Source organism: Bacillus sp. RZ2MS9 (genome assembly GCF_001816185.2).
Classification (GTDB): Bacteria; Bacillota; Bacilli; order Bacillales; family Bacillaceae_G; genus Bacillus_A; species Bacillus_A cereus.
In genome coordinates this window covers 1290231-1317185 of sequence record NZ_CP049978.1, presented here as the reverse complement: position 1 = coordinate 1317185, position 26955 = coordinate 1290231, and the positions used below count along the sequence as shown (strand labels likewise).

Sequence of the window (26955 nt, the reverse complement as noted above, 5' to 3'; positions counted from 1 at the left end):
AAATATTATATTGAATCCGAAAAGTAGTAACAAAAATGGAATGTTACCACTTCTCGATAGTGCAATTTCCGTTGCACTAATTATCACCGCCGAGGAGAATGTCGCATGGGATTACGATAAAGTGCGACGATGATAATTGCTACAACGGAAATCATTCAAATTCATTCCAATATTTTTTAACCCACGATAATGAAATTGACGGTTGATTTTGCTTTCGCAATCGTCGGTTAATTCTCTTTAGCACTTCTTTTTGTTTTAATTTGTGTTCATTGCCTTTGTTATCGTAATACCTAAATAATTTTGCTTCTGTCAGTTCCCATTTGCGTAATAGTTTAAAATATTCTTTTTCGCCAATGAGACCAATTAATGACTTATCTAATATTGCCATGTGTACAACTCCTTTATAAAAAATATCCCGTCTTCGTGCGATAAAGACGGGACGAAAAAATCAAAATGTCAAAAGAAAAATGTGAAGGTCATACTCAGTAACCCTCTTAATACATATATATGCTAATCGGTAGAATATAAAGAGCAAAACGCAAAAAAACGAAAGGTTTTTTATATTTATTCTTGAACAAATACATCCCAATATTCTTGGATTTTCCCCAAAGCGTTTGTATCTTTTTTCAATTTACAAAACATCGCTTTAACATATAAATACCTTTCGTAAGACACACCTGTATGTGGTTCATAATCCAGTAAATATTTCAGTGGTTCATAAACTTTTGAGAAAAATATCGTTTTAATGAAATTATCAATTTTTAATTCATGGTAATCATACGTTTTGAGAAATTCTTCGGTCAAATACGGTTTCAACTGTTTTAGAATCTTTTCGTCTTGTGGTGTCATGATAAATCCAACTCTTCATTATTCGTTGACTCTTGGAGCATACGTCTTGTCGATGCTGAGAGGTTCAATTCTTTCATTAGTTCGATAGATTTTTGTGTTGTGGTTGCCCATAATTTATACGCTGGATTTTCTTTCCTACCGTGTAAACCATCAACAAATGTTCCATGTTCATCAATTTCCAACTGGCATTCCTTAATAGTCCCTAATGCAAATGCTAGATTGGTTAAATGTGCTTCATCGAATGTATTTGATGTACCAAGTTTTTGTAGTTCTTCTACGATTATCTTGTAGTATTTCTTTGCATGTTTATTTAAATGCTTTGGTGGATTTATTTTAATTGGTTCAAATGTATCATTGAAATCCATAGTCTCATCCATCAGTGCTGCTAATTTTAATGGTGTTCGTTCATTACGTGCGGTTGTTCTCGGGTCTTGCATTTTTATCTGCTCCTTTTACATTAATTTCAAGAAAAACAATTTTGGGAAATGTGAGTCGTCGTGTGAACGAGGGTACAACTGGTCCTCTGCTCTTCTTAGTTTTTCTTTCTAAAACATAACGGGGGTATTTAGAAAACAACTAATTTTGTAGTTGCTTTAATTTCCTATGTTTATATGAATGTTTCATATTTTCGCTATGTGTTACCCATTCAAGATTATCTACATTATTATTAATTCTGTTTAAATCAATATGATTAACAAATGGTTTATTATCCACGTTTGGTATATATGCTTGTGCAACCACTCTATTAATCCGATATGCTTTGTTGTTGATGGTGAAATAATGATAGCCATCTTTATCGAAAGATAATTTCATTTGTTGCTCAACACCAGTAACAGTGTTTATTGACTTAACATTGCCTTGTGGTGATATATAATACTTTCGTTTAGCACTTTGACCAAACTGTTTCCATTGTTCATTCATGGTAACTTCTCCTTTTAATAAAAATAAAAAAGAGCCACCGAAGTGACTCAACCTTTCAATACTTGTTTCGCTTGTTTTTTGTAATAATGTGCTTTTGCATGATATTCTTCAGCAACATCACTAGCAATTTCTGCTTTTTTCATATAATGTTGGTGCCAATCTTCATTTGTTTTTGGTGTTTTGTAGAGTGTTATTCTTCCACACAACATATCGTGAGTACTTTGTGGTAATTCATATGGGAACTTTTCTCTTAATTGTTCATTGTATTTCATATCCGTGCTTACGGTGATATATTCCATGTTTTCATAAGTGCTTGTTTCATTGGGCGATACCTTCACTTCTTTTATGTTCCAAAATTTATTTTCACTTACAATGTCCTCAACATAATTTGTCATGATTCATTTCCTCCATATTGTCGTTTTAATTCAAACCATTTGTCTAAAGTAAAATCCCTAACGCAAATGTCGAAAAAGTCCTGTTTCAATAGTTTCAACATCAATTTATCATCTTGCCAAACTTCAAGGCCTAATCTTTTGCGGTGATGATTTATCCAAATAAAGCAATCCTCTTCAGTGCCCATTTCCCAACGCATAAAATGATGAGTCATCTTTCGCATTAAATAATCTTCTAATTGTTCAGATGTTGCATCCTCAAGAAGTTTTGATTCGATAGGTCGTAATACACTTTCAACCGCTTGTTTGTTGATTGTTTGTCCCATGTCCATTTTTCCTTTCTTTTGAATATTAATATTCAATTTCTTCAGTGTTTCAAAAGGTTACGTTTCGTGACCTCCTAATATATATGTACATACCAAACGCTTAACGAAAGGCGTTTCGACATTTTCTTTTGAAATTTTTTCGATGTGTTCTGAAGGTAATACTATTATATTGAGAAGTTTGAAATTGTAAGGCACCAATTGATACTTTGTTGAAATTATTTAACTCTTCATTATATAGATTCAAAAGAACCAAAAAAGAAAAGCATTATCTGAGTACGAAGTACGAAGATGATGGGAAAAGCGTATGCTTTTACCATCGTTTTTGAGTAGCAATGTAACTTACAACTACTACGAAAAAACGATGATTCAGGCTGTGCCTTCATCATCACCTTCACACTCCGTGTTCAGGTAATGCTTTTTTTGTTGTTTTTCGTTCTCACAAATATACTATATTCTCTTATAAGGAAAACTCAGCAAACCGTTGGTATTAATGGTTCTTTGGTCAACGTTCTCACACTTTTGCCATGATTTTGTGCTAACGTAAAATATTTAAAGTTTCTGCCCGATCTTTCCTTACAAATTTCAAATAGTCAATATAATACTATTATCAACTTTTGGGAGGAATCAGAGACAATGAATAATGATGAAACAAAAATCAAAGTAATAGATGCCATCTGTGGTGCTGGTAAAACATCATGGGCAATTCAAATGATAAACGACTCTGAAAAGGTAAATGGATTCGGTGAAACTTCCGATAAAAAATACATTTATGTAACACCATTCCTTAATGAAGTTGAACGTGTTAGCAATTCGACTAAAGCGGATTTCTTCCAACCGAATGCACAACAGGGTAAAGGTTCAAAAATCGAACACTTCAAAATGCTTGTGGAACTGGGAAAATCTATTGTTACTACTCATGAATTGTTCAAACGATTAGATGTAGAAACTTTAGAAGAAATTGAACAAGAAGGTTACACGTTGATTATGGACGAGGTTGCGAATGTACTTGAAGCAATCAATATCAGTCACAAAGATATTGAATACTTATTGAAATGGAATGTTATTGAAGTAGATGAGCTCGGGAAAGTCACTTGGTTAGATGATGAATATGGACAGGATAAAGATGATAGATTCCGTGATATTAAAATCATTGCGGAAAATGAAAATTTATTCATTCTACAAGAAAAAGCATTCTATTGGACAATGAATATAAAAGCATTTGAATCGTTTGATGAAGTTTACATTTTGACGTATTTATTCGATGGACAAGATCAGCGAAATTATTATGACATGCACAATGTTAAATATGAAAAATTTAGCGTAAGTAAAATTGAAAATAGATATTCAATTGTGCCTTATGACAAAATGAAAGAACCAAGGCAAGAAATGTATGATTTATTAAATGTATATGAAGATTATCAAAATGGTAAATCTATCAGTAAAATGAACACCAATTATGATTCTCGAGAAAAATTAACAAGTAGACAAAAACGCAATCAATTATCATCTACTTGGTTTAAGAATGCCTCGGAAGATGATTTAAAAAAATTAAAGAACAATGCAAACAATTATTTGCGTAACATTTGCCCAACGGATAATAACAAAATCTTTTGGACGACCATAAAAAAATACGCTCCAATATTAAAAAATCCAAAATGCAAATTCAATAAAAAAGATGACCGTTCGAAAGATAATTTCGTATCATTCAATGCTCGAGCGACCAATGATTATGCGGATTGTGAATCAATGGTATACATGTACAATCGGTTTATGAATCCTAATGACAAGCAATTCTTCACAACAAGAAATGTTGATGTAGATGAAGATTTGTTAGCGGTAAGTGATTTGATTCAATTCCTATTCCGTGGTTGTATTCGTAAAGGTCAACCGATGAATTGTTACATACCATCTGAGCGTATGCGAGAACTGTTGAAAGATTGGGCGGAATACAAAATATAAAAGAAGGCGAACCATATCAGTGGTTCGTTTTTTGTTGTGTAATCAATTTGCATACAGGATTATTTCTTCTTGTCAGTAGATTTCTAGAGTCATATAATGAAGTTAACAAAATACCAATATATGGTAAATGGAAGGTGAGACGAATGAAACGACAAAATGTACATTCTGCAATTTCCGCTCTAACAACTATATTCTATGGACATAAGGACAAAGAATTGGGGATTAAAACGCTAGAGTTTTACATTGAAAACGGGCTATTGAATGATAAGGAATTGTTGGCGGAGATATTCGAACAAACGAGAAGCATTGATTTATTGCATGTAATAAAGCTGTTCGATATGAAAGCGAGTGAAAAGATAGAGGACATTCTACGTGGTGTTTGATATAAACAGGCGAACCATTAAAGCGATGATTAATAAGTTAATGGCGTATTATTCGACTAACGATACATCAATGATACATGCGTATCTAAAGTGGTACCTTGACCCAAACGAACAATACAATCTTATAGAAGATTTGGAAATGACCGCTCAAATATTGAAGGAACGTAATGCTACATTTCTCATAGAATTGATTTCACATCATTATAGTGAGGTGGCTGATTTCCTTGAAGAATTATGCAATGAGGAAGAATCATATGATGAAATTGATTACGAACAACCATATCAAATTGAATGGTCGTTAGATGTTTGAATCATAACGGAAAAATACGCTTTGACCTCGATTTTTTCGAGGTTAATTCTATTTATATAAGGAGAGATACCATGAACGATGTATACATATTACAAAAATTTGATAAACGAGAATTTGCTCGTACAGAAATTTTGGTGACTTCAGAAGCAATTCAGATACTGGGCATCAGTCGTTCACGTATGAATATGCTATTGAAAAAAGGTCAACTAGAACCGATTAAACGGACAATAGGCGTGAATCTGTTTTTACGTGATGACATTATGAATAAGAGAGAAGAACTCATCAGGAAACGCAAGCAATACGGTTATACGAATGATTGATTCACTATATGTAATGTATATAGTGACCTGCATGAGTCACTAATTCACTCAGATAATTTAAAACGCTCGGTTAACCTACAGATAACCTGCTCCGATTATTATTCGGAACAGGCATTTTAAAAGTTTGTCGAAATAAAGGTTTGACATTTATAAATAACCAATTACCAATAGGAGGTTTATAATATGGGAATTAAAATGATTTACAAAAAGACGCTTGCTATGGATTTAATAAAAGCTGGTCATGATTTGGAATATACAACACGCAATAGGAAGAATAAAAAATATCAGTGTTACGCATTTAATGACTCACCTGAATTGCAAAAAAGCATTGCTCGAATAAATAATCAGAGTTACAACGGATACCCAAAAGATAATGAAACGGAATAGGAAAATATTAATATCGGAAAGAACAAAGACGATCTTGTTATTTCTGTCAGTTGTAATAATGATGATGTTATTTATTTATAATGTATGGAATAATTTATTTGCCAAAAGTGATGAGACGATACGACAAGAACAAGAACGGGAAGAAAGACGGATTCAACGTGAAGAATGGTTGAAGAATATGGAGTAGAAGGATGTACATGCCATGTACATCCTTTTGTTATTTCAAGGCTCGTAACTTCTGTATGAACCTTCAAAGCGGTAAATTCCGTTTTGACGGAACAATTTTGTGCCGCCAAATTATACACCGCAATATTGCGTCCAACTAGGGATTTGAAAACCCTAGTCAACGTAAACAGTATTTACTTTGAAGGAGGTCGTGTTTCACGACACCCTTGTATCATTACTGTTGATACAAGGTCATGAACGATTCGTTCAGTACCTGCTGACATATTAGGTACTCCTTAAAACAAGGCACACCTAATTGTAGGTACGCTCTAAAACGGAGGGTACCTAACAGGTACTCGGTAAAACACCGTATACCCAATTGAACACTGTAACAATAATACGGTATATGTTATTTCTACTACATTTGCAGGGATTTACCATTATTTGTCGAAGTATGTAAGTTGGAAGGTGATAACATGGAACATAAAAATCTTTATATGTTGGCGTTAAAACATATTCGTGGTCGTAAATGTGCCAACTGTTCGCAACATGATTTAGATATTAAAAAATTCACACCGATTAACGAATGGGAAGCTGATGTCATTTATGCTTGTCCCAATTCAGAATGCAATCATATAGAATTTAAACATAATATTTTTGATGATGACTACTTCCCAGATTGATAAATGTAAGGAGGTGATAACATGTCAGTCGTACAACCCAAAACAAAGATTTTCGAAGACGATTTGTCTGCTAAAGGCAAATTAGAAATGGCAGTCAACAGTGCCATTGCACACAAAGAATTGATTTCAATGGACACACATGTGTTTCTTGATAAATTCGGAACAGCGAAAATGGTTATTACTGTAATCGTTAAATAATTGAATATTAATATTCAAAATAAATAGGTAGGAACGAAATGTTCCTACCTATTTTACAAATTCCACGTATTCACCTAATGCCACATTATCTACTTTCCATTGAGCATCTAACCAAGCATTCGCTTGTACATGTGTTTTATCATCTGACCACCATGCTTTATGCGTAGATGCCGATTTCGGTAGTTTGTCGGATATTATCGTTTCAATTTCTTCAAAACGTAATCTGATATGATTTCCTTCATGTTTGCTTAGATAATCGCCTAATGGTGCATATGTGTTTATGACCCTACTTCTTCTTTTTCTACCTTTTGTAACGTAAGGAGTTTTAAATTATCAATGCTTCCTAAACTAACAACACATTCATTTAAATCACCAAGGTTTACTGTCATTGATTCACCTTCTACAGGGTGTGAAGTTATAACGCGATACTCTTTTTGTGGTTTAAAAAAGTTTCGTTTATAAAAGAATGCTCTTGTAATATCTTTTTGATAAACTTCTTCTTTTAAAGGTGATTCTGCATGTTCATCAAAATAATTAACAAAACCATGACAAGCATGAATATCTTTTTCTTTCAGAACATTGTCTAACCTATCAAAAAATTCATTTTCATTCGCTATCAATACTGGTACTCTACCAGGAAATTCTTTTTCCAAATGTGCTATTACTTCATCTTTTATTTTTTTGGTATTTTCATCAACTTGCTCCATGTCTTCTTCTTCAACAATACCAGTAAAACAAGTTAATTGAAATTGACGAGCTGCTTCATATCTTTCAGTAAAGAATGCTCTTGTAACATCTATTTTGTGCATTTGCCCACCTGGGAGACCGATACGAATTTCCTGTGTGGCTGGGTCAAAATGTCTGAAAAAAGACCCTTCATGTTTATCGCCAATTCCTTTATCACCATGCTCACTTTCCAGATCAATAAAATAACCTGTGTTGCAAAAATATAAATTTCCATCTAAAAACGTTTGAACGTGTTCTGGTCTAAAAAACTTGATTAACATTACAAACACCCCTTTTCTAATTTATTCTATTATATCACATTTTGTGGAATATACGTTCTGTATTGTTGTGTATTTAATTTACATATAAAGAAATATTATGGGTGAAAATGACATGAGATATGTAATAGAATAATAAGTGAGGATATTTGCATATAAAAAAGAAATGAGTGTTAAAAATGAAATTGAGATTTTCAGATTGGTTAGATAATCAAGAAATGGAAGATGAAGCAAAAGATTTATTCGCTGAAAGTGTAAAATGCTATAAAGCATCAGCGTATCGTGCTGCTCTTCTCTTTTCATATTTGGGTTTTCAAACTGTAATTAAACATCGCATGTTATTATCAAAGGCACCAGAGAAATATAAAGATTCTGAGTGGAATTACATTCAAAAACAATTACAAAATGATGATAGTTGGGAAAAGAAAATAATAGAAATCATAAAAGATAAGAAAAAGCCTGTATTTAAGTTATCTGAAGATTTATACGAACAATATTTTTATTGGAAGAATCGAAGAAATGACTGTGCTCATGCCAAAGGAAATGCTATAGATTATCCACATGTGGAGAGTTTTTGGTTATTCACAGAATCTAATTTGTCAAAATTTGTGGTTAATGGTGGACAAGCACATATCATTGAACAAATTACAAATTATCTAAATCCATCTATTACTCCAGTAGGGGCAGATATTGAACCAATTAAAAAGCAAATCCCATTTGCTATAGAATTAATTGATTACAAGGAATTTTTAGGAGAATTATTAAAAATAACTAATACTAAAAGAGGCCCATTTCTTTTTATGCCATTAGATGCGAATTTGGCTTTGATTTGGTCAGGGCTGTTTACTTTACCAACGGATAGAACTAAAATTCTTATTGAGTTTTTAAAAGAGAACCGTGATTTTACAATGATGCTTTTGAGAAGAGATCCTACCGTTATAAAATATTTCGATGGAGAATCAGAGTTTTTGAGAGTTTTATGGAAAGAAGAATTTTCAAATTCTACGGACTATCAAATATTTATAGACATGATTAGAAATAATTTAATACCAGAAACACAATTAGAAGAATTATTTAAACATATGTTTGACAATATTTCGACAGAAATATTTAGCCAAAATCCTTTTGAAAGAAAAATAAGCGACGTTGATATAATGATTTTAAAAGCTAAAGGATTTTTTGATGCATTTTATCATAGTGCATTTGTATGTGATAACATTGTTTACGACTTTAAGTTTGGAAATAGAAATAAAGAATTAGTGCTATATTATATTATTTATTTTGGATTCGATAATACTATAGTAAGTACTTTGAATAGTGCTATTTCTACTTCATACCCTCCTAGACATTTAAAAGAAAGTTTAAAATCTTTATATAAGTCGGATAAAGGTCTTTGGGAAGGACATAAAAACATTTGTGATGATTTAGGTGAAACAATGCCGGAATATCTAGAAGAAATTGCCTTTGAATATAAATAAAAAATTCTTCTTTCTATATGCCCTTTGTCTTAGTAGATGATGGGCATTATTTTTCTAGTTTCTTCTTAAATATTGTTGTTAAAATCCCTTGTAGGGTGTCAATCAAATATGTATAATTGTGTTAATAGAGTTATCGGAAAAGTCGATTTATCAACAATTATACATATAATGATACCCTATATTCACTGTCAAACCTTGACAGGGTGGAGGTCGCTGGTTCGAGGCCAGTCGGGATCATATGAGAAACCCCTTGATAATCAAGGGGTTTTCTTTATGTAACAAATAAATGCTGATTGTTAAAACTAATTTTTTTACTTACTGGTCAATATTTGGTCAATAACTGTTTCTTTTGGTCACCAATTAGATTTTCCCTTAAAAATAAACTGGTGTGTTTTTATCAATATACTTTCTTTTTATTACTCTACAAGAGTATCCTTTGAAACACTTGTAATTTTTTTAATTCCACTTAGCCTTAGAGAAGTTCCAGAATGTATTAAACACTTTTGTAAAAAACTGTATCAAGTCGCTCCTGAAAAGCAAAAGAGTTTATTTCATATAACAACCGTTAATGAAGAAAATTCACCAAATGAAAGAAGCATCAAAGAAATTTAATTGTACTTTGATGCTCCAAAAATAATAAATATGCCTTACTTATGTTACAATTCACTGTAACATATTTAACTGCAAACTCAAGGATTAAGTTAATTCATTCTTCAACTGCTAAACGACTAACAATCTAAAATTCATATTCATCATCTAAATATACGCTATTTAAATTTAATATTTATTCCGCTTACCCATATTGCAATTCTTACCCTTTAACTTTTACGTTCTTTTCAGTGATTTTAACTTTATCATTTTCTACATAAATATTAGTAGCAAAACTTAAATATTTATTAATCTCGTCATTTTTAAATGTTACTAGTATTTCAACTTTATTTATTCCTTCTTTCATATAGTCTCTCAAATCCATTTGATATTCATTTTTATACTTTGTTTTATCTAAGCTTACTCCATAGTTATTATTATTAACTTCTTCAGAAAATTCATTTATATCTATAAATTCTTTCGATAATTCTCTTCTATTTTCAAATACTTCGGTCACACTTTTGGTGATCTTAAAATTCTTAGAACCTATAGTAGCTTCATTGTTGATCCTCATCTGTATATCTAACTTATCAATATTTTGTGTAATTAATGTAATTGGGATACCTTTAGTTTCATTCAAATTTATTTCCACATATTTATTCCCACCAACTGCCAATCTGCTAACTGAAATACTTATAATCGTCCATAAAAAAAGAAAATAAATAACAAAGACAAAAGATTTAGAGTGCTTTTTTATTTTAGGTATATACTTTTGTTTTTTTGCAAAATTAATGCGTCCTAATATTCTACTTTTTTTCAATATATATCCTGCAAAAAGGGCAGAACAGCCAATTATTATTCCAATTACGATAAGAACTATAGGCTGCTCTTGGTTAAAAATTTCAAATACTATAACTAATCCAAACGGTAAAATTGACCACCAACATGCCTTTTTAATTGTCTGAAAAATAGCACGATAATTCTCATCAGCCTTATTAATAGCTTCATTTTGCTCATCATAATTTTTATAATAGCCTAATGTCTTCAATTCAAAATAAAAATAATATACTATACGTAATAAAATAAAAGCCGTTACAAACGCAAAAAAACCAATTAAAAGATGCTGTATATTATATAAAGTTTTCGTATACGCACTATTGGAAAAGGTCTGCCACCAAGCTTGAAAAATAATTTTAATACCAAATAGGCTACCACCAAATATTGTAAGCATTATTACTAGCCTAGGCGTCCTATCTTTTCTTATCTTATTATTCATTTATTATACTCCTTTAACATTAAGTAAACTTCCGTCACCATATTTTAACTTCCTTGTCATCCCTCTATTCTAAACTTCCAAGTAGAGGGGATATTTCTATTATTCCCCTGTCTACTTGACAGGGGAATAATATATCTCTACCTTTTTGTTCAGTTACTCACTAATGTTATGATAGATTACTATCAACGAGTTAAAAAATGTTTTAACTCGTTGATAGTATACGCTTGCTTTCTTCTATGTAACATAGCATGACAATTCGGGCATACCGGTCTTAAATCAGCAATAGGATCAACTTCATATTCTTCACCAATAGTATGTAATTCTTTAAGATGATGAACATGTATAAAATTCTTACCTAACTCACCATATATTTTTTCAAAATTAAATTTACATATTACACAACTACATCCATAGTGTTCTATACATTTCCTTCTAGCTACAGGGTTACGTTCATAAACATTAACATATACTCGTTTAGCAACCCCTTCTGTATATTTTTCTGAGTTATCTACTTCTTCAGCAAGTTTATTAGAGTATTCGTCATTAAATTCCCCCATACTATTTACTGGCTGAGTAGCCTCATATTCTTTTTCTTTATCGTTTCCTTCAACAAACTCTTGCACCCTATAAACATATCCACAAGCATACCGTGTATTTATTGTATCTACTAACCTCTTATCATTGGAGTGGATATAGTAATTTCTCACATCATATTCAGTATCTCCTTTTACTTTTTTAAAATTAGCAAGTTTTAAAAACACCTTACGAGGATTATTAAAATAATATTTAGGTCGCCACTCGTCAGCTAATACGCCATTTCCCTCAAACTTGATAGCGTCTATAATGTCAGCTACAAATTCTATATCACCACTTCCACCTGAGTTTTCTGGAATAACAATTAACGCTTTAGGATCATGTCCATTCTTCTTGAATTCAGCTAGTTTATTCGGACTGAAATTTTGGTTATTCCCCCACCAAGTGTAATTTAAAGGATTTTTATTAGTTATCTTAATATGCTCTTCGACAATCTCATAAGCACTCTTATCTTCATCATCTGTGACTTTTAAGAAAATATCTATAACTCTATCACTGATACAATCCATACTTCCACTCCCTCACTTCAACTGTATACAAACAAATACAATCTAAATTTACCACTATATTACAAAATATAACATATTTATACTTAATTAACAAAAAAACAATCCATTTTCTCCTTTTCACTTCATAGTACTTTCAACATCGGCCTCACTACCCTATATTTATCACTATAAGCTTCCTTTATGATTAAAGGCTGGTAATCACTTTTTTCTTCCTCAATCATTGTGAATACTTCTGTTTTCTCTTGTAATGTATTAGATTCTCTATTTTTAGTAGGTTTTTTACTTGTTTTAATTTTCTTTGTTACTTCGCCAAGTTTTTGCCCAACTTCTTCTACTTTGGCAGGTTCATTCGTAACATAGTATTCTTGTTCGTCCCATACTAATATAGGTGGCACTTGTTTTCTTTTGTTACATATTATATAAGTAGTACTAGCTACCAGTAGTATACAAGTTAATAAATAGAAGATAGTTCTTTTATTCATATACTACACTCCTTATCTATCATTTCATTGGATTATATAACACAAATTATTTACGGTAAATGGATTTGGTGGTAATTTTTAGGTTGAACAATAAAGAAAAACCTTACCGAAGTAAGGTTCCGTTTTTACATTCTATAGTGACTGATTAATTAATACGATCATTACAATAATTGCTATAAGCATAACAACTAAACAGCCGATTAATTTATAAAATCCTCGCTTCGTTAACGTCCCGCCTTGAACGTCTTTACGAATAAATAAGAATACGGCTAAAAATAATACAAGCCCAATGCCAAAAGCATACATCATTTGCATATGTTAATCTTCCTTTCTCTCCTCCATCTTAATATCTTTTTGCTAAAACAACAAATGAGATAAAGACGGTACTCATTGTAAGTGCCATAAGTATATTCAATAATTCAGTAGCTGATAGTGTAAGTATTTTTAAGTTTAAGCCGATAGAGAAAAGAAGATAATATGCCGTTAATGCAAAAAAGGTTACAAACATTCCTTTATAACGAATCAGTTTCATTCGCTCGTCTTTTTCTTTAAATTGCGGATGCAAGTAGCTTAGACAGAAACACATAATCATCATCCCTAGCAATGGATACGTTATGGCTGGCGGTGCAGAATGCGTCATTATACCTGTTAATATCATAAATCCACTCATAAATAGAAAAATAATCCCCATAATTACAAAGTACTTTTGTGAATAATTCATCCCTATTCCCCCTCTTCTTTTCCTTCATAAATAAATACATGTTCTATTGTTGTCTGAAATGTTTTCGCTATTTCAAATGCTAGCGGAAGTGATGGATCGTATTTCCCTTTTTCAATTGAGATAATGGTTTGTCTGGAAACTCCAAGTTTCTCAGCCAACTTTTCTTGAGATAGTCCAAATTTTTTTCGGTATTCGACCATTTTATTTTCCAAGGAAATTTCTCCCTCCTTCCATATACCAAGTATATATGTAAAGGAAACTTTACGTCAAGTTCCCTTTACATATATTTTAATTATTATTCACGCTATTTATATAGAAGAAACTTTTTTAAATTTCAGCACGTCTATTTTGAAGCGAAACACGGAACACTGTAAATAAATGTTACTATATCTCCTCACTTCTTTTTTTAAAATTTAATATCTCCATATTTGTTTTATCCTTTTAAAATATTTCATTTATTTCTTTATTTCACGAAATGCGTTATTTGTTTTACGGTGTTTTTCGTCATATTTATAGAAACTAACTGTTTATGGAGCATTTTTTATGTTTAGCAACTTTTTTTGTAGAAATCCTTCACTTTCCTTTCAATATTTAACACTATCTAAATAAAGTTTACGATAAATTCATAATTTTTTATTTTTTATACTATATTCCGTTATATTGTTGTATAATATCTATGAAAGCGCTTATTATTTCAATATACATAATTCAAACTGTTTTTATCGAAACATTCTAACTATTATACCTATATTTAAATACAACAATTATAGCTATTAGTATAGGCATACCAAATATATCCACCCCATTTTTCTGTAAAATTACTTTATAACATGAAAGATTAACTTGGGTGATAAGTTATTGTGAATGTTTTTTTACAAAACAGATAAGTAATAGTGTTTGGTATTATGTAAATTATTGTAATAACATAAGAGTAAAGAAAAACATTTACATTGATTATTGATTCATTACTTATTGAAAAAGAGCAAAATGCACCTTTGTATGGAAAAGGATTATATGCATTGGGAGGTTTAAACAAATGACGAGGAAGAATACAACGACAAACCCTTGGGCCAAGTTCCACGGTCCGAACCTTGGTTATGTTATTGAGCAGTATGATCTTTACGTAACTGGAGCAGGTTCTGTTGATCCGGAATTACAAGAGCTTTTTGAAATTTTTGGAGCTCCTTCGTTTCAAGATGATGTCGTAACAGGGGACAACACAGCAACACATTTTTCTCCTCAAAACACAGGTAACATTGAAAAAATTCTTAAAGTCGTTCAACTTGTTGAGCAGATTCGTTCTTTCGGGCACACGTTGGCTCACATCAACCCGATGGAAGATGCTGCAAATGGACAATCTCTTCTTGAGAAAGCAATGAACGAACTGAGCGACGCTGACTTGAAAGCGATTCCAGCGGAAACGGTATGGCAAGATGCACCAGAAGGTATTCACACTGCACTTGATGTAATTCATAGATTAAAAGACGTTTATACAAAATCTTTAGCTTATGAATTTTCTCATATACAAGATAGTGAAGAACGCGCGTGGTTGCATCAAATGGTGGAATCAAATTCATTGCGTCAACCACTATCAAATAAAAAACGAACTGCTCTTTTAAAACGTTTAACAGCTGTTGAAGGTTTCGAGCAATTCTTGCATAAAACATTCGTTGGGCAAAAACGTTTCTCTATCGAGGGCGTTGATATGCTTGTACCTGTTTTAGATGAAATTGTTCTAGAAGGTGCTAAGAACGGCGTAGAGGATGTCATGATTGGTATGGCTCACCGCGGTCGCCTAAGCGTACTTGCTCACGTATTAGAAAAACCATATAGCCACATGTTTGCTGAGTTCAAACATGCAAAAATAGAAGGCGCAGTGGCTAATTCTGGCTGGACTGGCGACGTGAAATACCATTTAGGTAGAGAACAAGTCGTTAGTAACGAAGAAGTTAGTACTCGCGTTACATTAGCAAATAACCCGAGTCATCTTGAGTTCGTGAATCCTGTAGTAGAAGGTTTCGCACGTGCGGCTCAAGAGAATCGTAAAAAATCTGGTCTTCCAGATCAAGATACTTCAAAATCATTCGTAATTTTAGTTCATGGTGATGCTGCATTCCCTGGTCAAGGTATTGTATCTGAGACACTCAACTTAAGCAGATTGAACGCGTATCAAACAGGCGGAACGATTCATGTTATCGCAAACAATGCAGTTGGTTTTACGACTGATAGCTATGATTCTCGTTCTACGAAATATTCAAGTGACCTTGCAAAAGGTTTCGATATTCCGATTGTTCACGTGAATGCTGATGATCCGGAAGCTTGTCTTGCAGCTGCTAACCTTGCGATTCAATATCGCATGTTGTTCAAAAAAGACTTCTTAATCGATTTAATTGGTTACCGCCGCTACGGTCATAACGAAATGGATGACCCGGCAGTTACGCAACCACAAGTGTACAAAAAAATTAAAAACCATCCAACTGTAAGAGCAATTTATGCAGATCAATTACAAGCTGCTGGTGTTCTAAATGCAGATGAGGTTGAAACAATTACACAGTTTATACAAGAGCAATTAAAATCCGACTATGCACAAGTACCACCAGCTGATACGAGTGATGCAACAATTCACGTTAAAGTGCCAGATGTTGTTGCAAAAGGTATTCAGTCAATTGATACTGGCGTTGAGATTGACTCACTTCGTGCAATTAATGAAGGTCTACTATCTTGGCCAGAAGGCTTTAACGTATATCCGAAAGTGAAGAAAATTCTTGAGCGCCGTAAAGATGCTCTTGAAGAGAACGGCAAAATTGAATGGGCACTTGCTGAATCATTAGCATTCGCTTCTATTTTACAAGAAGGTACGCCAATTCGTTTAACTGGTCAAGATTCACAGCGTGGTACATTCGCACACCGTCATATCGTATTACACGATACTGATACAAATGAAACATATTCACCATTACATCGCTTACCAAACATTAATGCTTCATTCTCTGTTCATAACAGTCCGTTATCAGAGGCTGCTGTTGTTGGTTACGAATATGGTTATAACGTATTCGCTCCAGAAACTCTTGTTATGTGGGAAGCGCAATATGGTGACTTCTCAAATACTGCGCAAGCATTATTTGATCAATATGTTTCAGCTGGAAGAGCAAAATGGGGTCAAAAATCTGGCTTAGTTCTTCTATTACCACACGGTTATGAAGGTCAAGGACCAGAGCACTCTAGTGCACGTCCAGAGCGTTTCTTACAGTTAGCTGCTGAGAATAACTGGACAGTTGCAAACTTAACGAGCGCGGCTCAATACTTCCATATCCTGCGTCGTCAAGCATCTATCTTAGGAACAGAAGCTGTTCGACCATTAGTATTGATGACGCCGAAGAGTTTATTACGTCACCCACTTACGCTTTCAACTGCTAGTCAGTTAAGCGAAGGACGTTTCCAACCTGCTTTAGAACAAGAAAACCTTGGCATGAAACCAAATAAAGTAAAACGTCTTGTTTTAAGCACAGGTAAAATGGCGATTGACTTAGCAGCAGAAATCGAGTCTGGTAAACATGAGTACAACTTAGACGAAGTTCATGTCGTTCGTATTGAGCAATTGTACCCATTCCCTGCTGAAAAAGTTCAATCTATTATTAAACGCTTTAAAAATTTAGAAGAAATCATTTGGGTTCAAGAAGAACCTCGTAATATGGGCGCATGGCATTACATGGCTCCAATTCTGTTCGAACTTGCTGGAGATAAAGTGAAAACAGGCTACATTGGACGTCCTGATCGCTCTAGTCCATCTGGCGGCGATCCATTCGCTCACAAAGCTGAGCAAGAACTAATTGTTGCACATGCTTTAGATGTGAAGTATAACTTCCGTCAAGATAAACAAGAAATTGAAGTTTACAGCAACTAAAAAGTAACAATGAAGGTTTCTAGCTTGTTCCTTGGGCAGATATTCTGCCCAAGGCCAGGCTAACAAATGGAGATTACCGAAGACAAAAGAAGAAAAAACACACCGTTAGGCAAATAAGGGGAGGACATTTAAAATGATCGAAATTAAAGTACCTGAGCTTGCAGAATCTATTACTGAAGGAACTATTTCACAATGGCTTATCAACGTAGGCGACAAAGTTGAGAAAGGTGGCAGCGTTGTTGAGCTTGAAACTGATAAAGTCAATGTAGAAATCATTGCAGAAGATTCAGGTATTGTATCGAAGTTACTAGGCGAACCTGGGGATACAGTTGAAGTTGGTGCAACTATCGCAATTTTAGATGCTAATGGAGCACCAGTTGCAGTAAGTACACCTGCACCAGTGGCTGAGCAACCAAAACAAGAAACGACTGAAGCACCGAAAGCTGCGGCACCAAATGCTGAGCAAACTGCAACACTACAAGGGTTACCAAATACAAACCGTCCTATCGCATCACCAGCTGCTAGAAAAATGGCTCGTGAATTAGGAATCGACTTAAACGACGTACGTAGCACAGACCCACTTGGACGCGTGAGACCACATGATGTACAAGCTCATGCTGCAGCACCAAAAGAAGCACCAGCTGCTCCAAAGAGTCCAGCTCCTGCTCCAGTTGCAAAAACTGAATTCGAAAAACCAGTTGAGCGCGTGAAAATGTCCCGCCGCCGTCAAACAATTGCAAAACGCCTTGTAGAAGTTCAACAAACATCTGCAATGTTAACAACATTTAACGAAGTTGATATGAGTGCGATCATGGAATTACGTAAAGAACGCAAAGATGCTTTCGAGAAAAAACATGATGTACGTCTTGGCTTCATGTCATTCTTCACAAAAGCAGTTGTTGCAGCATTAAAACAATTCCCATTATTAAATGCTGAAATTCAAGGTGACGAGCTTATCATTAAAAAATTCTATGATATCGGTATTGCAGTAGCAGCTCCAGATGGATTAGTTGTTCCAGTTGTACGCGATGCCAACCAATTAAATTTCGCTGAAATTGAAAGTGAAATTCGTGAATTAGGTAAAAAAGCACGTGACAACAAACTTTCATTAAAAGAACTACAAGGTGGTACATTTACAATTACAAACGGTGGTGTGTTCGGTTCTCTAATGTCAACACCGATCCTAAATAGCCCACAAGTTGGTATTTTAGGAATGCATAAAATCCAAGTACGCCCAGTTGCAATTGATAACGAGCGTATGGAAAACCGCCCAATGATGTACATTGCTTTATCTTACGATCACCGTATTGTTGATGGTAAAGAAGCAGTTAGCTTCCTTGTTGCTGTTAAAGATATGCTTGAAGATCCAAAGTCATTATTATTAGAAGGTTGATAGATTAAAAATCTATTAAAGGCTGTAGAATGAATCATTCTACAGCCTTTTTTTATTGTGTTCATACGGGACAAATTTCATGACATAAGGTAATAATGTATGCCTAAACGTAAGGAGGATTAAAATGAATAACCTTCCAATTCATGCAAAACTTAAAGTAAATAAGGATACTTTCTTCCTCCCCGATTCAAACGGGGGTGTCTATTTTCGAAATAACGCCAGTTCATTTCGTATGGACGGTGATGGAATTTATGATTGGATTGAAAAATTAATGCCAATGTTTAACGGGAATTATTCTTTAGCCGAAATAACCGATGGCCTCCCTCTCCCCTATCAAAACCGTGTATTTGAAATTGGAGAGATTTTATATGAAAATGGTTTCGTTCGCGATGCAAATCAAGATGCACCTCATGAATTAAACAGTACACTACTCGACAGATATGCTTCACAAATTGAATTTTTAGAAGCTGATTCTCATTCAGGTGCTTTAAAGTTTGAAACATACCGCGGAGCAAATGTCCTTGTACTTGGTTCTGGGGATATGCTCACTTCCTTAGTCTCTTCTTTATTAGAATCTGGTTTACCTACATTTCATTACCTCGTTACAGATCGGGATGAAACAAACTATGACAGAATACATGAGCTAATAGAACGTGCATATGAAGTTGATAACAGTGTACTCCTTCAAGAAATCGATACTACAATTGACCGTCCCTTGCGTGAAGTATTCGAACCTTTTGATTGGATTTTATATGTTTCTCAAAACGGAGACATTGACGGTTTAAAAACAGTTCACACTATTTGTAGAGAAACGAAAAAGAATTTCATACCAGCTATTTGTTTATCAACACTCGGTATAGCTGGACCTGTCGTAACAGAAAATCGTGATGAATGCTGGGAATCCGCATGGCATCGGCTACATGAAACGACTTTACAAAATGAAAATTCATCGGATTCCTTCTCACCAATTACATCTGCCATGTTAGCAAATGTAATCGTTTTTGAATTGTTTAAACATGTCGCGGATGATTCATATCGTGAAAAAGAATCACAATTCTTTTTATTAAACTATGAAACACTTGAAGGAACGTGGCATCCTTTTATAAAACACCCTCTTGCAACTGATGAAAGTTTTACAATTGATACGATAGAAAATATTTCTGAAAAACTTGAGCATCGGTATGGCCAACATACTTCAACTGATGTATTCCGCTTTTTCGATTCATTAACTTCTAAAGAAGCCGGTATATTCCATGTATGGGATGAACAAGATTCATATCAATTACCATTATCACAATGCTATATTCAAGTAGCTACTCCACTATCAGATGGCCCAGCTCCCCTTCTGCCTCTTATGACTCGTAGTGGATTGACTCATAATGAAGCACGCCGAGAAGCTGGTTTAACAGGAATTGAAACATATGTAGCAGAAATCATTCACCGCCTTATTCCTGAACATAACAATATCGGTATCGGTGCTGGAGAAACGATGACAGAAGGATTTTACCGGGCACTACAACAACATTTAAACAATAAACTGTATGAGCGGCAGTCACATATGCTAGAGGAACTTACAACTGTTGATTTAATTGATATTCAAGATAAACATTGTAGATTTTATTACGATGCTCTCTCTACAATCCATGAAACACCTAAAATCGCAATGAGTGAAGAGATTCTCAGTTTTCCAGTCGTTTGGGTTGGTATAAATGATAGATGGTACGGTGCATCTAATATTAATATGACGTTAGCGTTACGAAACGCACTACAACTATCACTCTTTCACGTTCAAAATGAAGAAATTCCTTACAGAGCTAATATCTTGCCTGAATCCTCTATTATTTTATATGACACGGATTCTTTTAGAGTGGAAATACAAGCGGAAGAAGAAATTCCAAGTGTGCAATCTTTACAGCTTGCCTTACAGCATTTAGAAGAACATAATTTTTATCCCTTCGTGTTCGATTTAGCAATCGAACCATTTTTGAAAGAAAACCTAGACGGTGTGTATGGGGTATTAATTGCAAAGGAGGACGGTTTATGATTCAAAATATATTGCTTATAGGAGATGGCCTTCTTGCAGACTATGTACATGATCAATTATGCGAACAATATTCCATCATTCGTCAACATACCCTTACAGAAGAACTTCCTGAAAATATTCATCTCGCTCTCGTATTACATGATGGATCTCCTTCTACTATTCATCATGATGCCGAACTTATTTTTCGCTCAAATCATATTCCATGGCTTCGTGGTTTTACTTCATTTGGCGAAGGTATTATCGGTCCTTACATTCATCCTCTTACGCCTGGATGTTCCCATTGTTCTGATGGACGCCGTTTTATCGCTGGCTTTGATCAAAAAGAAATGTGGGAACTACAGCGGAAATATGCCTTTAAAGCAGATAATGTAACGAGACGTGACGTACGTGCCACCCAAAATGGAATGTTGCAAATGTGCCATCTTATTTGCGCAGAAACAGGAAAAATATTAACTCATAACCATTCTTCTTTAGAAAATGAACTTATTTTACTAAACTTACAAACATTACAATGTACGCGGCATTCTTTTCTTCCAGATCCTCTCTGTCCTGTATGTAGTAATTTACCTGATGATACTGCGGATGCGGCGGAAGTTTCTTTACAACCGAGTTTAAAAGTAAGTACCGAAACGTATCGCTGCCGTTCCATTCATGAGCTAAACACATTTTTAACGAGAGACTATTTAGATTATCGGGTCGGTATGTTGAACGGAAAAATGCAGCATTCTGTATTACCATTCGCTGACGTCATTATAAACATGCCATTAATGTTCGGAAATGAAGGTGTTGCGGGACGAACTCATTCATTTGCAGTGAGTGAAGCAACTGCTATTTTAGAAGGTTTAGAACGATATTGCGGTATGTCGCCTCGAGGGAAAAAGACAAATGTGCATGGTAGTTTTCATGATTTAGAGGAACATGCACTAAATCCCCTCACACTCGGTGTCCATACAAATGAACATTACAATCGTGATAACTTTCCATTCAAGCCGTTTGATCCTGATTATGAGCAAAACTGGGTATGGGGATATTCTTTATCACAAAACAGACCGCTTTTAGTTCCTGAATCAATTGCTTATTATAGCCTCGGTCATCGAGATGCTTTCGTGTATGAAACATCAAATGGATGTGCAATTGGCGGTAGTTTAGAAGAAGCGATTTTTCACGGCATTTTAGAAATTGTAGAGCGTGATGCCTTCTTACTCACTTGGTATGCCGAATTACCTCTTCCCCGCCTGGATCTTAATTCAGCAAATGATACAGAATTACAATTAATGATTCAGCGGTTACGTACGATTACCGGATATGAATTACACGCTTTTAACGCGACGATGGAACACGGCATTCCTAGCTTATGGGTAATTGCAAAAAATACGCGTGAAAATGGAATGAACGTTGTTTGTGCAGGAGGCGCTCATTTAGATCCTATTCGAGCCTTAAAAAGCGCCATTCAAGAAATAGCAGGCATGTTACTTATAACAGACGATGAGCTCGAGCACAAAAGAGAATACTACGAAAAGTGCTTACAAGATCCTTATTTCGTTAATAAAATGGAAGACCATAGTATGCTGTACGGATTGAAAGAAACGGAAGAACGTCTTTACTTCCTTTTACGAGAAGATGCACCGGTGCAAACGTTCCAAGAAATGAATGTATCACAGTCATTTGATATGGATTTAACATCCGATCTCCACCAACTTTTAAATCGTTTGCATCAATCTAATCTTGAAATAATCGTTGTAGATCAAACCGTTCCCCTCATAGAAAAGAATGGATTACATTGTGTAAAAGTTATTATTCCAGGCATGCTACCGATGACGTTTGGTCACCATCTTACTCGAGTTACAGGACTGGACCGAGTATATACCGTACCGATGACACTTGGATATACAGACGAACCTTTAACGAATGAAAGATTAAATCCACATCCACATCCGTTTCCATAGTAAAGGAGGGATTTCATGCAGCTAGATACTTTTTTACATCATCTCCATTTCTCTATTGACGAAATTATGCCGAATCATGAGGTGGACTGGAAAGACGCACCGCTTCCTTATAAATTATATCGAAATGTTCCTACCATCCCGCTCTCCTTAGAAATCCCATTATCTTTATCGAACTCTTCTACTACACCTACTTTAGATGAGATTGGTCACTACCTTTGGTATTCATTTGGTGTAACACAATTATGTCAGCTAAATAGCGAGAGAAATGTATTACGTAGATCCATTCCTTCAGGCGGTGCCTTATACCCGAATGAATTGTATATCTATTTAAAGATTGACGATTATCCAGACGGCATTTACCATTATGACGCCGCGCATCACCGACTTATTTTACTTCGCGAAGGAAATTTCGATTCTTATTTGGCAGACGCACTCGGTAATCGCTGTAATATACATGATTGTTTCGGTGCTGCATTCGTATCCACTATGTTTTGGAAAAACTTCTTTAAATACAATAACTTTTCATATCGACTTCAAGGATTAGATAGCGGGGTTCTCATTGGACAATTGCTAGAGTGTGCAAAACAGTTCGGTTATACGAACGGCGTATACTTTCAATTTCTAGACCGTGCACTGAACCATTTACTCGGATTGTCAGAAGGTGAAGAAAGTGTGTATGCCGTTATTCCTTTAAGTACAGAACCAGAAACTAATTGGTTTCACAATAATTACCGTGAAAATAAAATAGTTACTTCTCATGAGTTGTTGCAACAAATTCCGCCGCTCGCACATGAACATTTCGTTCGCTCAAAACATGTAGATGAATATCCGATGATAACAAAAATAAATGAAGCTTCTATGATCGAATCGACAGCACACTTCCAAACGCTACATCATGAAGAGCACTATCAACATAATGCGTACGCTGTACAGCTACCGAAAGTAGAACGGTTATCGTATGATTTCCTACAACTTTGTAAAAAACGATATTCTCCTGATGCGGATTTTATTTTAACGAAATGGGATGCAGCTGAGCTCGCTACTTTACTACAAGAAGCGAGCCTTTCCTTCCCCTATTACAACGACCTTGACGGTAAGTATACAAATGAAAATACACGCGTCTCCTTATACGGATGTTTTTATAGCGTGAAAAATATTGAAAACGGAGCTTACGCTTATAACAGTAAAACACATTCCATACAACCAATTCGATATGGAGACCTTCGCTACCCACTTCAGTCTAGTATGACGATGGATAACGTAAACCTTTTTCAAGTACCACTTTGCTTACATGTAGTCGGACAGAAAGATTACTATACACGTGCATTAGGCTATAGAGGATACCGTATTCACCAAATGGAAGCAGGTATACTCGTTCATAAACTCGTTTTTGCTGCAACTGCTATGGGGATGGGCGGGCATCCTTTACTTAGTTTTGATACAAATGCATGTGATCAATTGTACGGAATAGATGCTGGGAATGAAACATCTCTTATTCAAGTTCCAGTTGGGGCATATCGGGCGCGGAATTGGTTAAAAGGGGCTTTGCATAGTTAAAAGCACGCCGATGGACGGCGTGCTTTTTTACTAGATTAACTTAAAAATACTCTTAATTTGTCTAGCAAATAACCAATTTTTCGTACCGTAGTTATCATTTAAACTATCTAAATTGATAGATTGTCCGTTAGCAAACTTTAATTCTAACGTAGTATTTTTGTCATTTGTTTTTAAGTTACTATTTGTAATGTCATCATACTTTAATTTTTCAATCTCAATATATTCGTCTTTTTCTTGTCCAATCACGACATGGTCTTGGAAGAAGAAAAAGACTTCTACTTTTTTACCGAAACAAAATACATTTTTCGTATAAATTAATGTCGCGTTATCAAGTCCGACACATACTTCTTTCATTTCTTCCACAACGTGTCCAAAGTCTTCTTCATGTCTTGCATTTGATTCAGCAATCCATTCTTCGATTGTTTTCATGTTAATTGCCATACTGCGCCCCCTGGTTCGTTCATTGCTTCGTTTAAAAAATAAATACTATATGAAAATATAAGCGATACGTAATATGTTTTCAAGGGGGAACGGTATATTCAAAATAAAGTGAAACTTTATTTACTCCCTCATTGTAAAAAAAATAGCACTTTAAAAAGTGCTATTCCGCTCTCCTTGCCGCTTGTTGAATTGGGTCCCACACGCTGTTATATGGTGGTGCATAACTTAAGTCGACGTCTTCTAAATCATGAATGCTCATTTTATTGAAAAGCGCCATCGCAATCACATCAATACGTTTATCTACGCCTTCTTCTCCAATTACTTGCCCGCCCAATAATTGTTTCGTATCGGAGCGATATAGTAATTTCAAGTAAAGTGGTTTTGCATTTGGATAATAGCCCGCCATATTTGTAGAATCTACTTTGACCGTTTTATACGGAATGTGTAGCCCTTTCGCTTCTTTTTCATTTAAGCCTGTTCTTGCGAGTGTCAAATCCATAAATTTAATAATGCCTGTGCCTAACGTACCTTTAAAAACTCTTCGTTTATCAAGCATATTCAGTCCAGCAAGTCGCCCTTGCTTATTGGCTGTCGTTCCGAGCGGGATATGATCATGAATTTCCTTTATAACGTGGTAATGTGTTGCGCAATCACCGGCTGCATATACGTCTTGCACATTCGTTTGCATATATGCATTTACTTCGATTGCTCCTTTATGATTCTTACGTATATTTGTTCCTTCAAGAAAATCAGTATTTGGTTTCACTCCAACCGATACTAAAACAAGATCTGCTTTATACGTACCTTTATCCGTTTCGACTGCTTCTACTCGTTCATTCCCTTTAAACGCTTTTACATTTTCATTCGTTAAAATTTCAATATGATGCTTATCTGCTTCTTTATGTATGTACTCTGCCATATCTGCATCGTAAATCGTACCGATATGATCATTTCGCTCAATCATTCTTACTTTCTTACCAAGTTCGACGAATGTTTCTGCCATTTCCAGTCCGATTGCACCACCACCAATAATGATTACATCTTCAACTTTATTCGTTTCTAGCGTTTTTAATATGCGCTCAGCATCTGGAATTGTTTTTAAAAGATGAACGCCTTGTAATTCCCGTCCTTCCCATTCCGGCATAACAGGACGTACCCCGGTCGCAATTAATAATCGATCGTACGGAAATTCAAAGACATCTTTCGTCTTTGTATGCTCTGCGTACACCATTTTCTTTTCCGTATCTACTTTCGTTACTTCATGACGCACTTTCGCATCAATTCCATATTTCTCACGAAACGTCTTTACATTACGCGCGATTAACTTTTCCGTTGAAGCGATAGCACCACTAATGACATACGGTAACCCACACTGCGCGTACGAATAAATTTCACCTTTTTCTAAAGTTACAACATTTGCATCTTCATCGTTTCTAACAATTTGCATCGCTGCACTCATACCAGCTGCATCTCCGCCAATAATGACATAGTTCACTTTACCACTCCTTCTTTTTTACATACTCTTTACGTTTTCCATATTTTATAGAAATAACACCTACTTCCATTGTAAAGAAAGAGAATTTCATCTTCAAATTTTGTGCACAAACTTATGCCTGAATAGGTAACTGTCGTGTCTTATAAACAACATGTTTAATATCCTATAACAGTAACCAGTTGAAAGTAGGTGAAACATACATGTGCGCCGGCCTTCTCGTCCAGCTTCCAGAGGAACCGATAGAACCGAAACCCGCCCTCCCGCTTGAACAGGAGTTTACCGTTAGTGTAACTTTATACAGTGCTCGTGCTTGGTTATCTGACAATGACACTTTCTCACAAACTATCTGGAAAGCTACCCGCTTCGCTTCTTCATCACACGCTCGCAAGGCCATCTTTCCAGTCGGTACTGTTAAAATTATAAATTTTTCTGACGATACAATAACAGTTACTGCATCCTCAGAATCAGATGATGCTCTTAAAATAATCGTCCCTCCTCATTCTGAAGCTGCTTTAACGTCTAGTTCTTTATCTGATGTGCAAGCCAGTACATCAGGAGGGGCAAGTAAAGTCACATTTCTCTTTCATATCTTTTTCTCTAGGGAACCTGGTCCAGCCAAATAACGATAGA

31 protein-coding genes are annotated in these 26955 nt (G+C 34.8%); 15 read left to right on the top strand and 16 right to left on the bottom strand.

Annotation, left to right across the window (positions count from 1 at the left end; translation table 11 throughout):
• Positions 1 to 151: 151 nt before the first annotated feature.
• The 6 genes from BHV55_RS06775 to BHV55_RS06750 form a co-directional block, all read right to left on the bottom strand.
• Complete coding sequence (locus BHV55_RS06775; protein WP_070757180.1) at positions 152 to 388, bottom strand: hypothetical protein; 237 nt, start codon at positions 386 to 388, stop codon at positions 152 to 154.
• A gap of 176 nt (positions 389 to 564) precedes the next feature.
• Positions 565 to 849, bottom strand: a complete 285-nt coding sequence (locus tag BHV55_RS06770; RefSeq protein WP_070757181.1) for a hypothetical protein — start codon at positions 847 to 849, stop codon at positions 565 to 567.
• On the bottom strand, positions 846 to 1286 hold the full coding sequence (locus tag BHV55_RS06765; RefSeq protein ID WP_070757182.1) for a phage terminase small subunit P27 family: 441 nt from the start codon (positions 1284 to 1286) through the stop codon (positions 846 to 848). The genes BHV55_RS06770 and BHV55_RS06765 overlap by 4 nt, the downstream gene beginning before the upstream one ends.
• Positions 1287 to 1425: 139 nt before the next feature.
• Positions 1426 to 1770 (bottom strand): HNH endonuclease, encoded by a 345-nt coding sequence (locus BHV55_RS06760; protein WP_070757183.1) that lies wholly within the window; start codon positions 1768 to 1770, stop codon positions 1426 to 1428.
• A 47-nt stretch (positions 1771 to 1817) separates the two neighbouring features.
• On the bottom strand, positions 1818 to 2165 hold the full coding sequence (locus BHV55_RS06755; RefSeq protein WP_070757184.1) for a hypothetical protein: 348 nt from the start codon (positions 2163 to 2165) through the stop codon (positions 1818 to 1820).
• Positions 2162 to 2488 (bottom strand): hypothetical protein, encoded by a 327-nt coding sequence (locus tag BHV55_RS06750; protein ID WP_139147410.1) that lies wholly within the window; start codon positions 2486 to 2488, stop codon positions 2162 to 2164. Before BHV55_RS06750 ends, BHV55_RS06755 begins: the two co-directional genes overlap by 4 nt.
• A 633-nt stretch (positions 2489 to 3121) precedes the next feature.
• On the opposite strand from BHV55_RS06750, the gene BHV55_RS06745 reads away from it, so the two are divergent.
• The 8 genes from BHV55_RS06745 (at position 3122) to BHV55_RS06715 (ending at position 6893) form a co-directional block, all read left to right on the top strand.
• Positions 3122 to 4447 carry a hypothetical protein gene (locus BHV55_RS06745; RefSeq protein WP_070757186.1) on the top strand — a complete coding sequence of 442 codons (1326 nt, stop codon included), beginning with the start codon at positions 3122 to 3124 and terminating at the stop codon, positions 4445 to 4447.
• A gap of 143 nt (positions 4448 to 4590) precedes the next feature.
• Positions 4591 to 4830 (top strand): hypothetical protein, encoded by a 240-nt coding sequence (locus BHV55_RS06740; protein WP_070757375.1) that lies wholly within the window; start codon positions 4591 to 4593, stop codon positions 4828 to 4830.
• Positions 4831 to 4969: 139 nt separating this feature from the next.
• On the top strand, positions 4970 to 5140 hold the full coding sequence (locus BHV55_RS06735) for a hypothetical protein (RefSeq protein WP_168369336.1): 171 nt from the start codon (positions 4970 to 4972) through the stop codon (positions 5138 to 5140).
• Positions 5141 to 5211: 71 nt separating this feature from the next.
• Positions 5212 to 5460: a hypothetical protein gene (locus tag BHV55_RS06730; RefSeq protein WP_070757188.1), complete on the top strand. Its 249-nt coding sequence runs from the start codon at positions 5212 to 5214 to the stop codon at positions 5458 to 5460.
• A gap of 183 nt (positions 5461 to 5643) precedes the next feature.
• A complete protein-coding gene (locus tag BHV55_RS06725; RefSeq protein ID WP_070757189.1) occupies positions 5644 to 5847 on the top strand; it encodes a hypothetical protein in 204 nt (67 codons plus the stop codon).
• Between the two features lie 61 nt (positions 5848 to 5908).
• Positions 5909 to 6034, top strand: a complete 126-nt coding sequence (locus tag BHV55_RS27655) for a hypothetical protein (protein WP_277998029.1) — start codon at positions 5909 to 5911, stop codon at positions 6032 to 6034.
• A 454-nt stretch (positions 6035 to 6488) separates the two neighbouring features.
• Complete coding sequence (locus tag BHV55_RS06720; protein ID WP_070757190.1) at positions 6489 to 6695, top strand: hypothetical protein; 207 nt, start codon at positions 6489 to 6491, stop codon at positions 6693 to 6695.
• A 21-nt stretch (positions 6696 to 6716) separates the two neighbouring features.
• A complete protein-coding gene (locus BHV55_RS06715) occupies positions 6717 to 6893 on the top strand; it encodes a hypothetical protein (protein WP_168369335.1) in 177 nt (58 codons plus the stop codon).
• A 48-nt stretch (positions 6894 to 6941) separates the two neighbouring features.
• On the opposite strand, the gene BHV55_RS27865 is transcribed toward BHV55_RS06715, so the two are convergent.
• On the bottom strand, positions 6942 to 7175 hold the full coding sequence (locus tag BHV55_RS27865) for a DUF7662 domain-containing protein (RefSeq protein WP_481748196.1): 234 nt from the start codon (positions 7173 to 7175) through the stop codon (positions 6942 to 6944).
• Complete coding sequence (locus BHV55_RS06710; protein WP_070757191.1) at positions 7172 to 7900, bottom strand: hypothetical protein; 729 nt, start codon at positions 7898 to 7900, stop codon at positions 7172 to 7174. The genes BHV55_RS27865 and BHV55_RS06710 overlap by 4 nt, the downstream gene beginning before the upstream one ends.
• Before the next feature lie 176 nt (positions 7901 to 8076).
• Here BHV55_RS06710 and BHV55_RS06705 point away from each other — a divergent pair, with 176 nt between their 5' ends.
• Positions 8077 to 9375: a hypothetical protein gene (locus tag BHV55_RS06705; RefSeq protein ID WP_070757192.1), complete on the top strand. Its 1299-nt coding sequence runs from the start codon at positions 8077 to 8079 to the stop codon at positions 9373 to 9375.
• An 811-nt stretch (positions 9376 to 10186) separates the two neighbouring features.
• Here BHV55_RS06705 and BHV55_RS06700 read toward each other — a convergent pair.
• From BHV55_RS06700 to BHV55_RS06675, 6 genes are all read right to left on the bottom strand, one after another.
• Positions 10187 to 11239, bottom strand: coding sequence for a hypothetical protein (locus BHV55_RS06700; RefSeq protein ID WP_070757193.1), 1053 nt, complete (start codon positions 11237 to 11239; stop codon positions 10187 to 10189).
• 182 nt (positions 11240 to 11421) lie between these two features.
• Complete coding sequence (locus BHV55_RS06695) at positions 11422 to 12342, bottom strand: HNH endonuclease (RefSeq protein WP_083320159.1); 921 nt, start codon at positions 12340 to 12342, stop codon at positions 11422 to 11424.
• 122 nt (positions 12343 to 12464) lie between these two features.
• A complete protein-coding gene (locus BHV55_RS06690; RefSeq protein ID WP_070757194.1) occupies positions 12465 to 12824 on the bottom strand; it encodes a hypothetical protein in 360 nt (119 codons plus the stop codon).
• 132 nt (positions 12825 to 12956) lie between these two features.
• Positions 12957 to 13139: a DUF3976 domain-containing protein gene (locus BHV55_RS06685; RefSeq protein ID WP_001178294.1), complete on the bottom strand. Its 183-nt coding sequence runs from the start codon at positions 13137 to 13139 to the stop codon at positions 12957 to 12959.
• Positions 13140 to 13167: 28 nt separating this feature from the next.
• Complete coding sequence (locus tag BHV55_RS06680; RefSeq protein ID WP_001109895.1) at positions 13168 to 13545, bottom strand: hypothetical protein; 378 nt, start codon at positions 13543 to 13545, stop codon at positions 13168 to 13170.
• 2 nt (positions 13546 to 13547) lie between these two features.
• The gene (locus BHV55_RS06675) at positions 13548 to 13757 is read right to left on the bottom strand and encodes a helix-turn-helix transcriptional regulator (protein WP_000428506.1); all 210 of its coding nucleotides are present in this window, start codon (positions 13755 to 13757) and stop codon (positions 13548 to 13550) included.
• An 824-nt stretch (positions 13758 to 14581) separates the two neighbouring features.
• On the opposite strand from BHV55_RS06675, the gene odhA reads away from it, so the two are divergent.
• From odhA to BHV55_RS06650, 5 genes are all read left to right on the top strand, one after another.
• Positions 14582 to 17449 carry a 2-oxoglutarate dehydrogenase E1 component gene (gene odhA, locus BHV55_RS06670; protein WP_070757195.1) on the top strand — a complete coding sequence of 956 codons (2868 nt, stop codon included), beginning with the start codon at positions 14582 to 14584 and terminating at the stop codon, positions 17447 to 17449.
• Positions 17450 to 17582: 133 nt separating this feature from the next.
• Positions 17583 to 18842, top strand: coding sequence for a 2-oxoglutarate dehydrogenase complex dihydrolipoyllysine-residue succinyltransferase (odhB, locus tag BHV55_RS06665; protein ID WP_000569926.1), 1260 nt, complete (start codon positions 17583 to 17585; stop codon positions 18840 to 18842).
• A gap of 124 nt (positions 18843 to 18966) precedes the next feature.
• Complete coding sequence (locus BHV55_RS06660) at positions 18967 to 20886, top strand: putative thiazole-containing bacteriocin maturation protein (protein ID WP_048568782.1); 1920 nt, start codon at positions 18967 to 18969, stop codon at positions 20884 to 20886.
• Positions 20883 to 22832 (top strand): TOMM precursor leader peptide-binding protein, encoded by a 1950-nt coding sequence (locus tag BHV55_RS06655; RefSeq protein ID WP_070757196.1) that lies wholly within the window; start codon positions 20883 to 20885, stop codon positions 22830 to 22832. The genes BHV55_RS06660 and BHV55_RS06655 overlap by 4 nt, the downstream gene beginning before the upstream one ends.
• A 15-nt stretch (positions 22833 to 22847) precedes the next feature.
• Entirely contained in the window at positions 22848 to 24389 is a 1542-nt protein-coding gene (locus BHV55_RS06650; RefSeq protein ID WP_070757197.1) for a SagB family peptide dehydrogenase, read from the top strand.
• Positions 24390 to 24419: 30 nt separating this feature from the next.
• On the opposite strand, the gene BHV55_RS06645 is transcribed toward BHV55_RS06650, so the two are convergent.
• Positions 24420 to 24830, bottom strand: coding sequence for a DUF3908 family protein (locus BHV55_RS06645; RefSeq protein WP_000996781.1), 411 nt, complete (start codon positions 24828 to 24830; stop codon positions 24420 to 24422).
• Positions 24831 to 24990: 160 nt separating this feature from the next.
• The gene (locus tag BHV55_RS06640; RefSeq protein ID WP_070757198.1) at positions 24991 to 26325 is read right to left on the bottom strand and encodes a CoA-disulfide reductase; all 1335 of its coding nucleotides are present in this window, start codon (positions 26323 to 26325) and stop codon (positions 24991 to 24993) included.
• Between the two features lie 200 nt (positions 26326 to 26525).
• Between BHV55_RS06640 and BHV55_RS06635 the strand changes: the two genes are divergently transcribed.
• Positions 26526 to 26948 carry a hypothetical protein gene (locus BHV55_RS06635; RefSeq protein WP_048568778.1) on the top strand — a complete coding sequence of 141 codons (423 nt, stop codon included), beginning with the start codon at positions 26526 to 26528 and terminating at the stop codon, positions 26946 to 26948.
• Positions 26949 to 26955 lie beyond the last annotated feature (7 nt).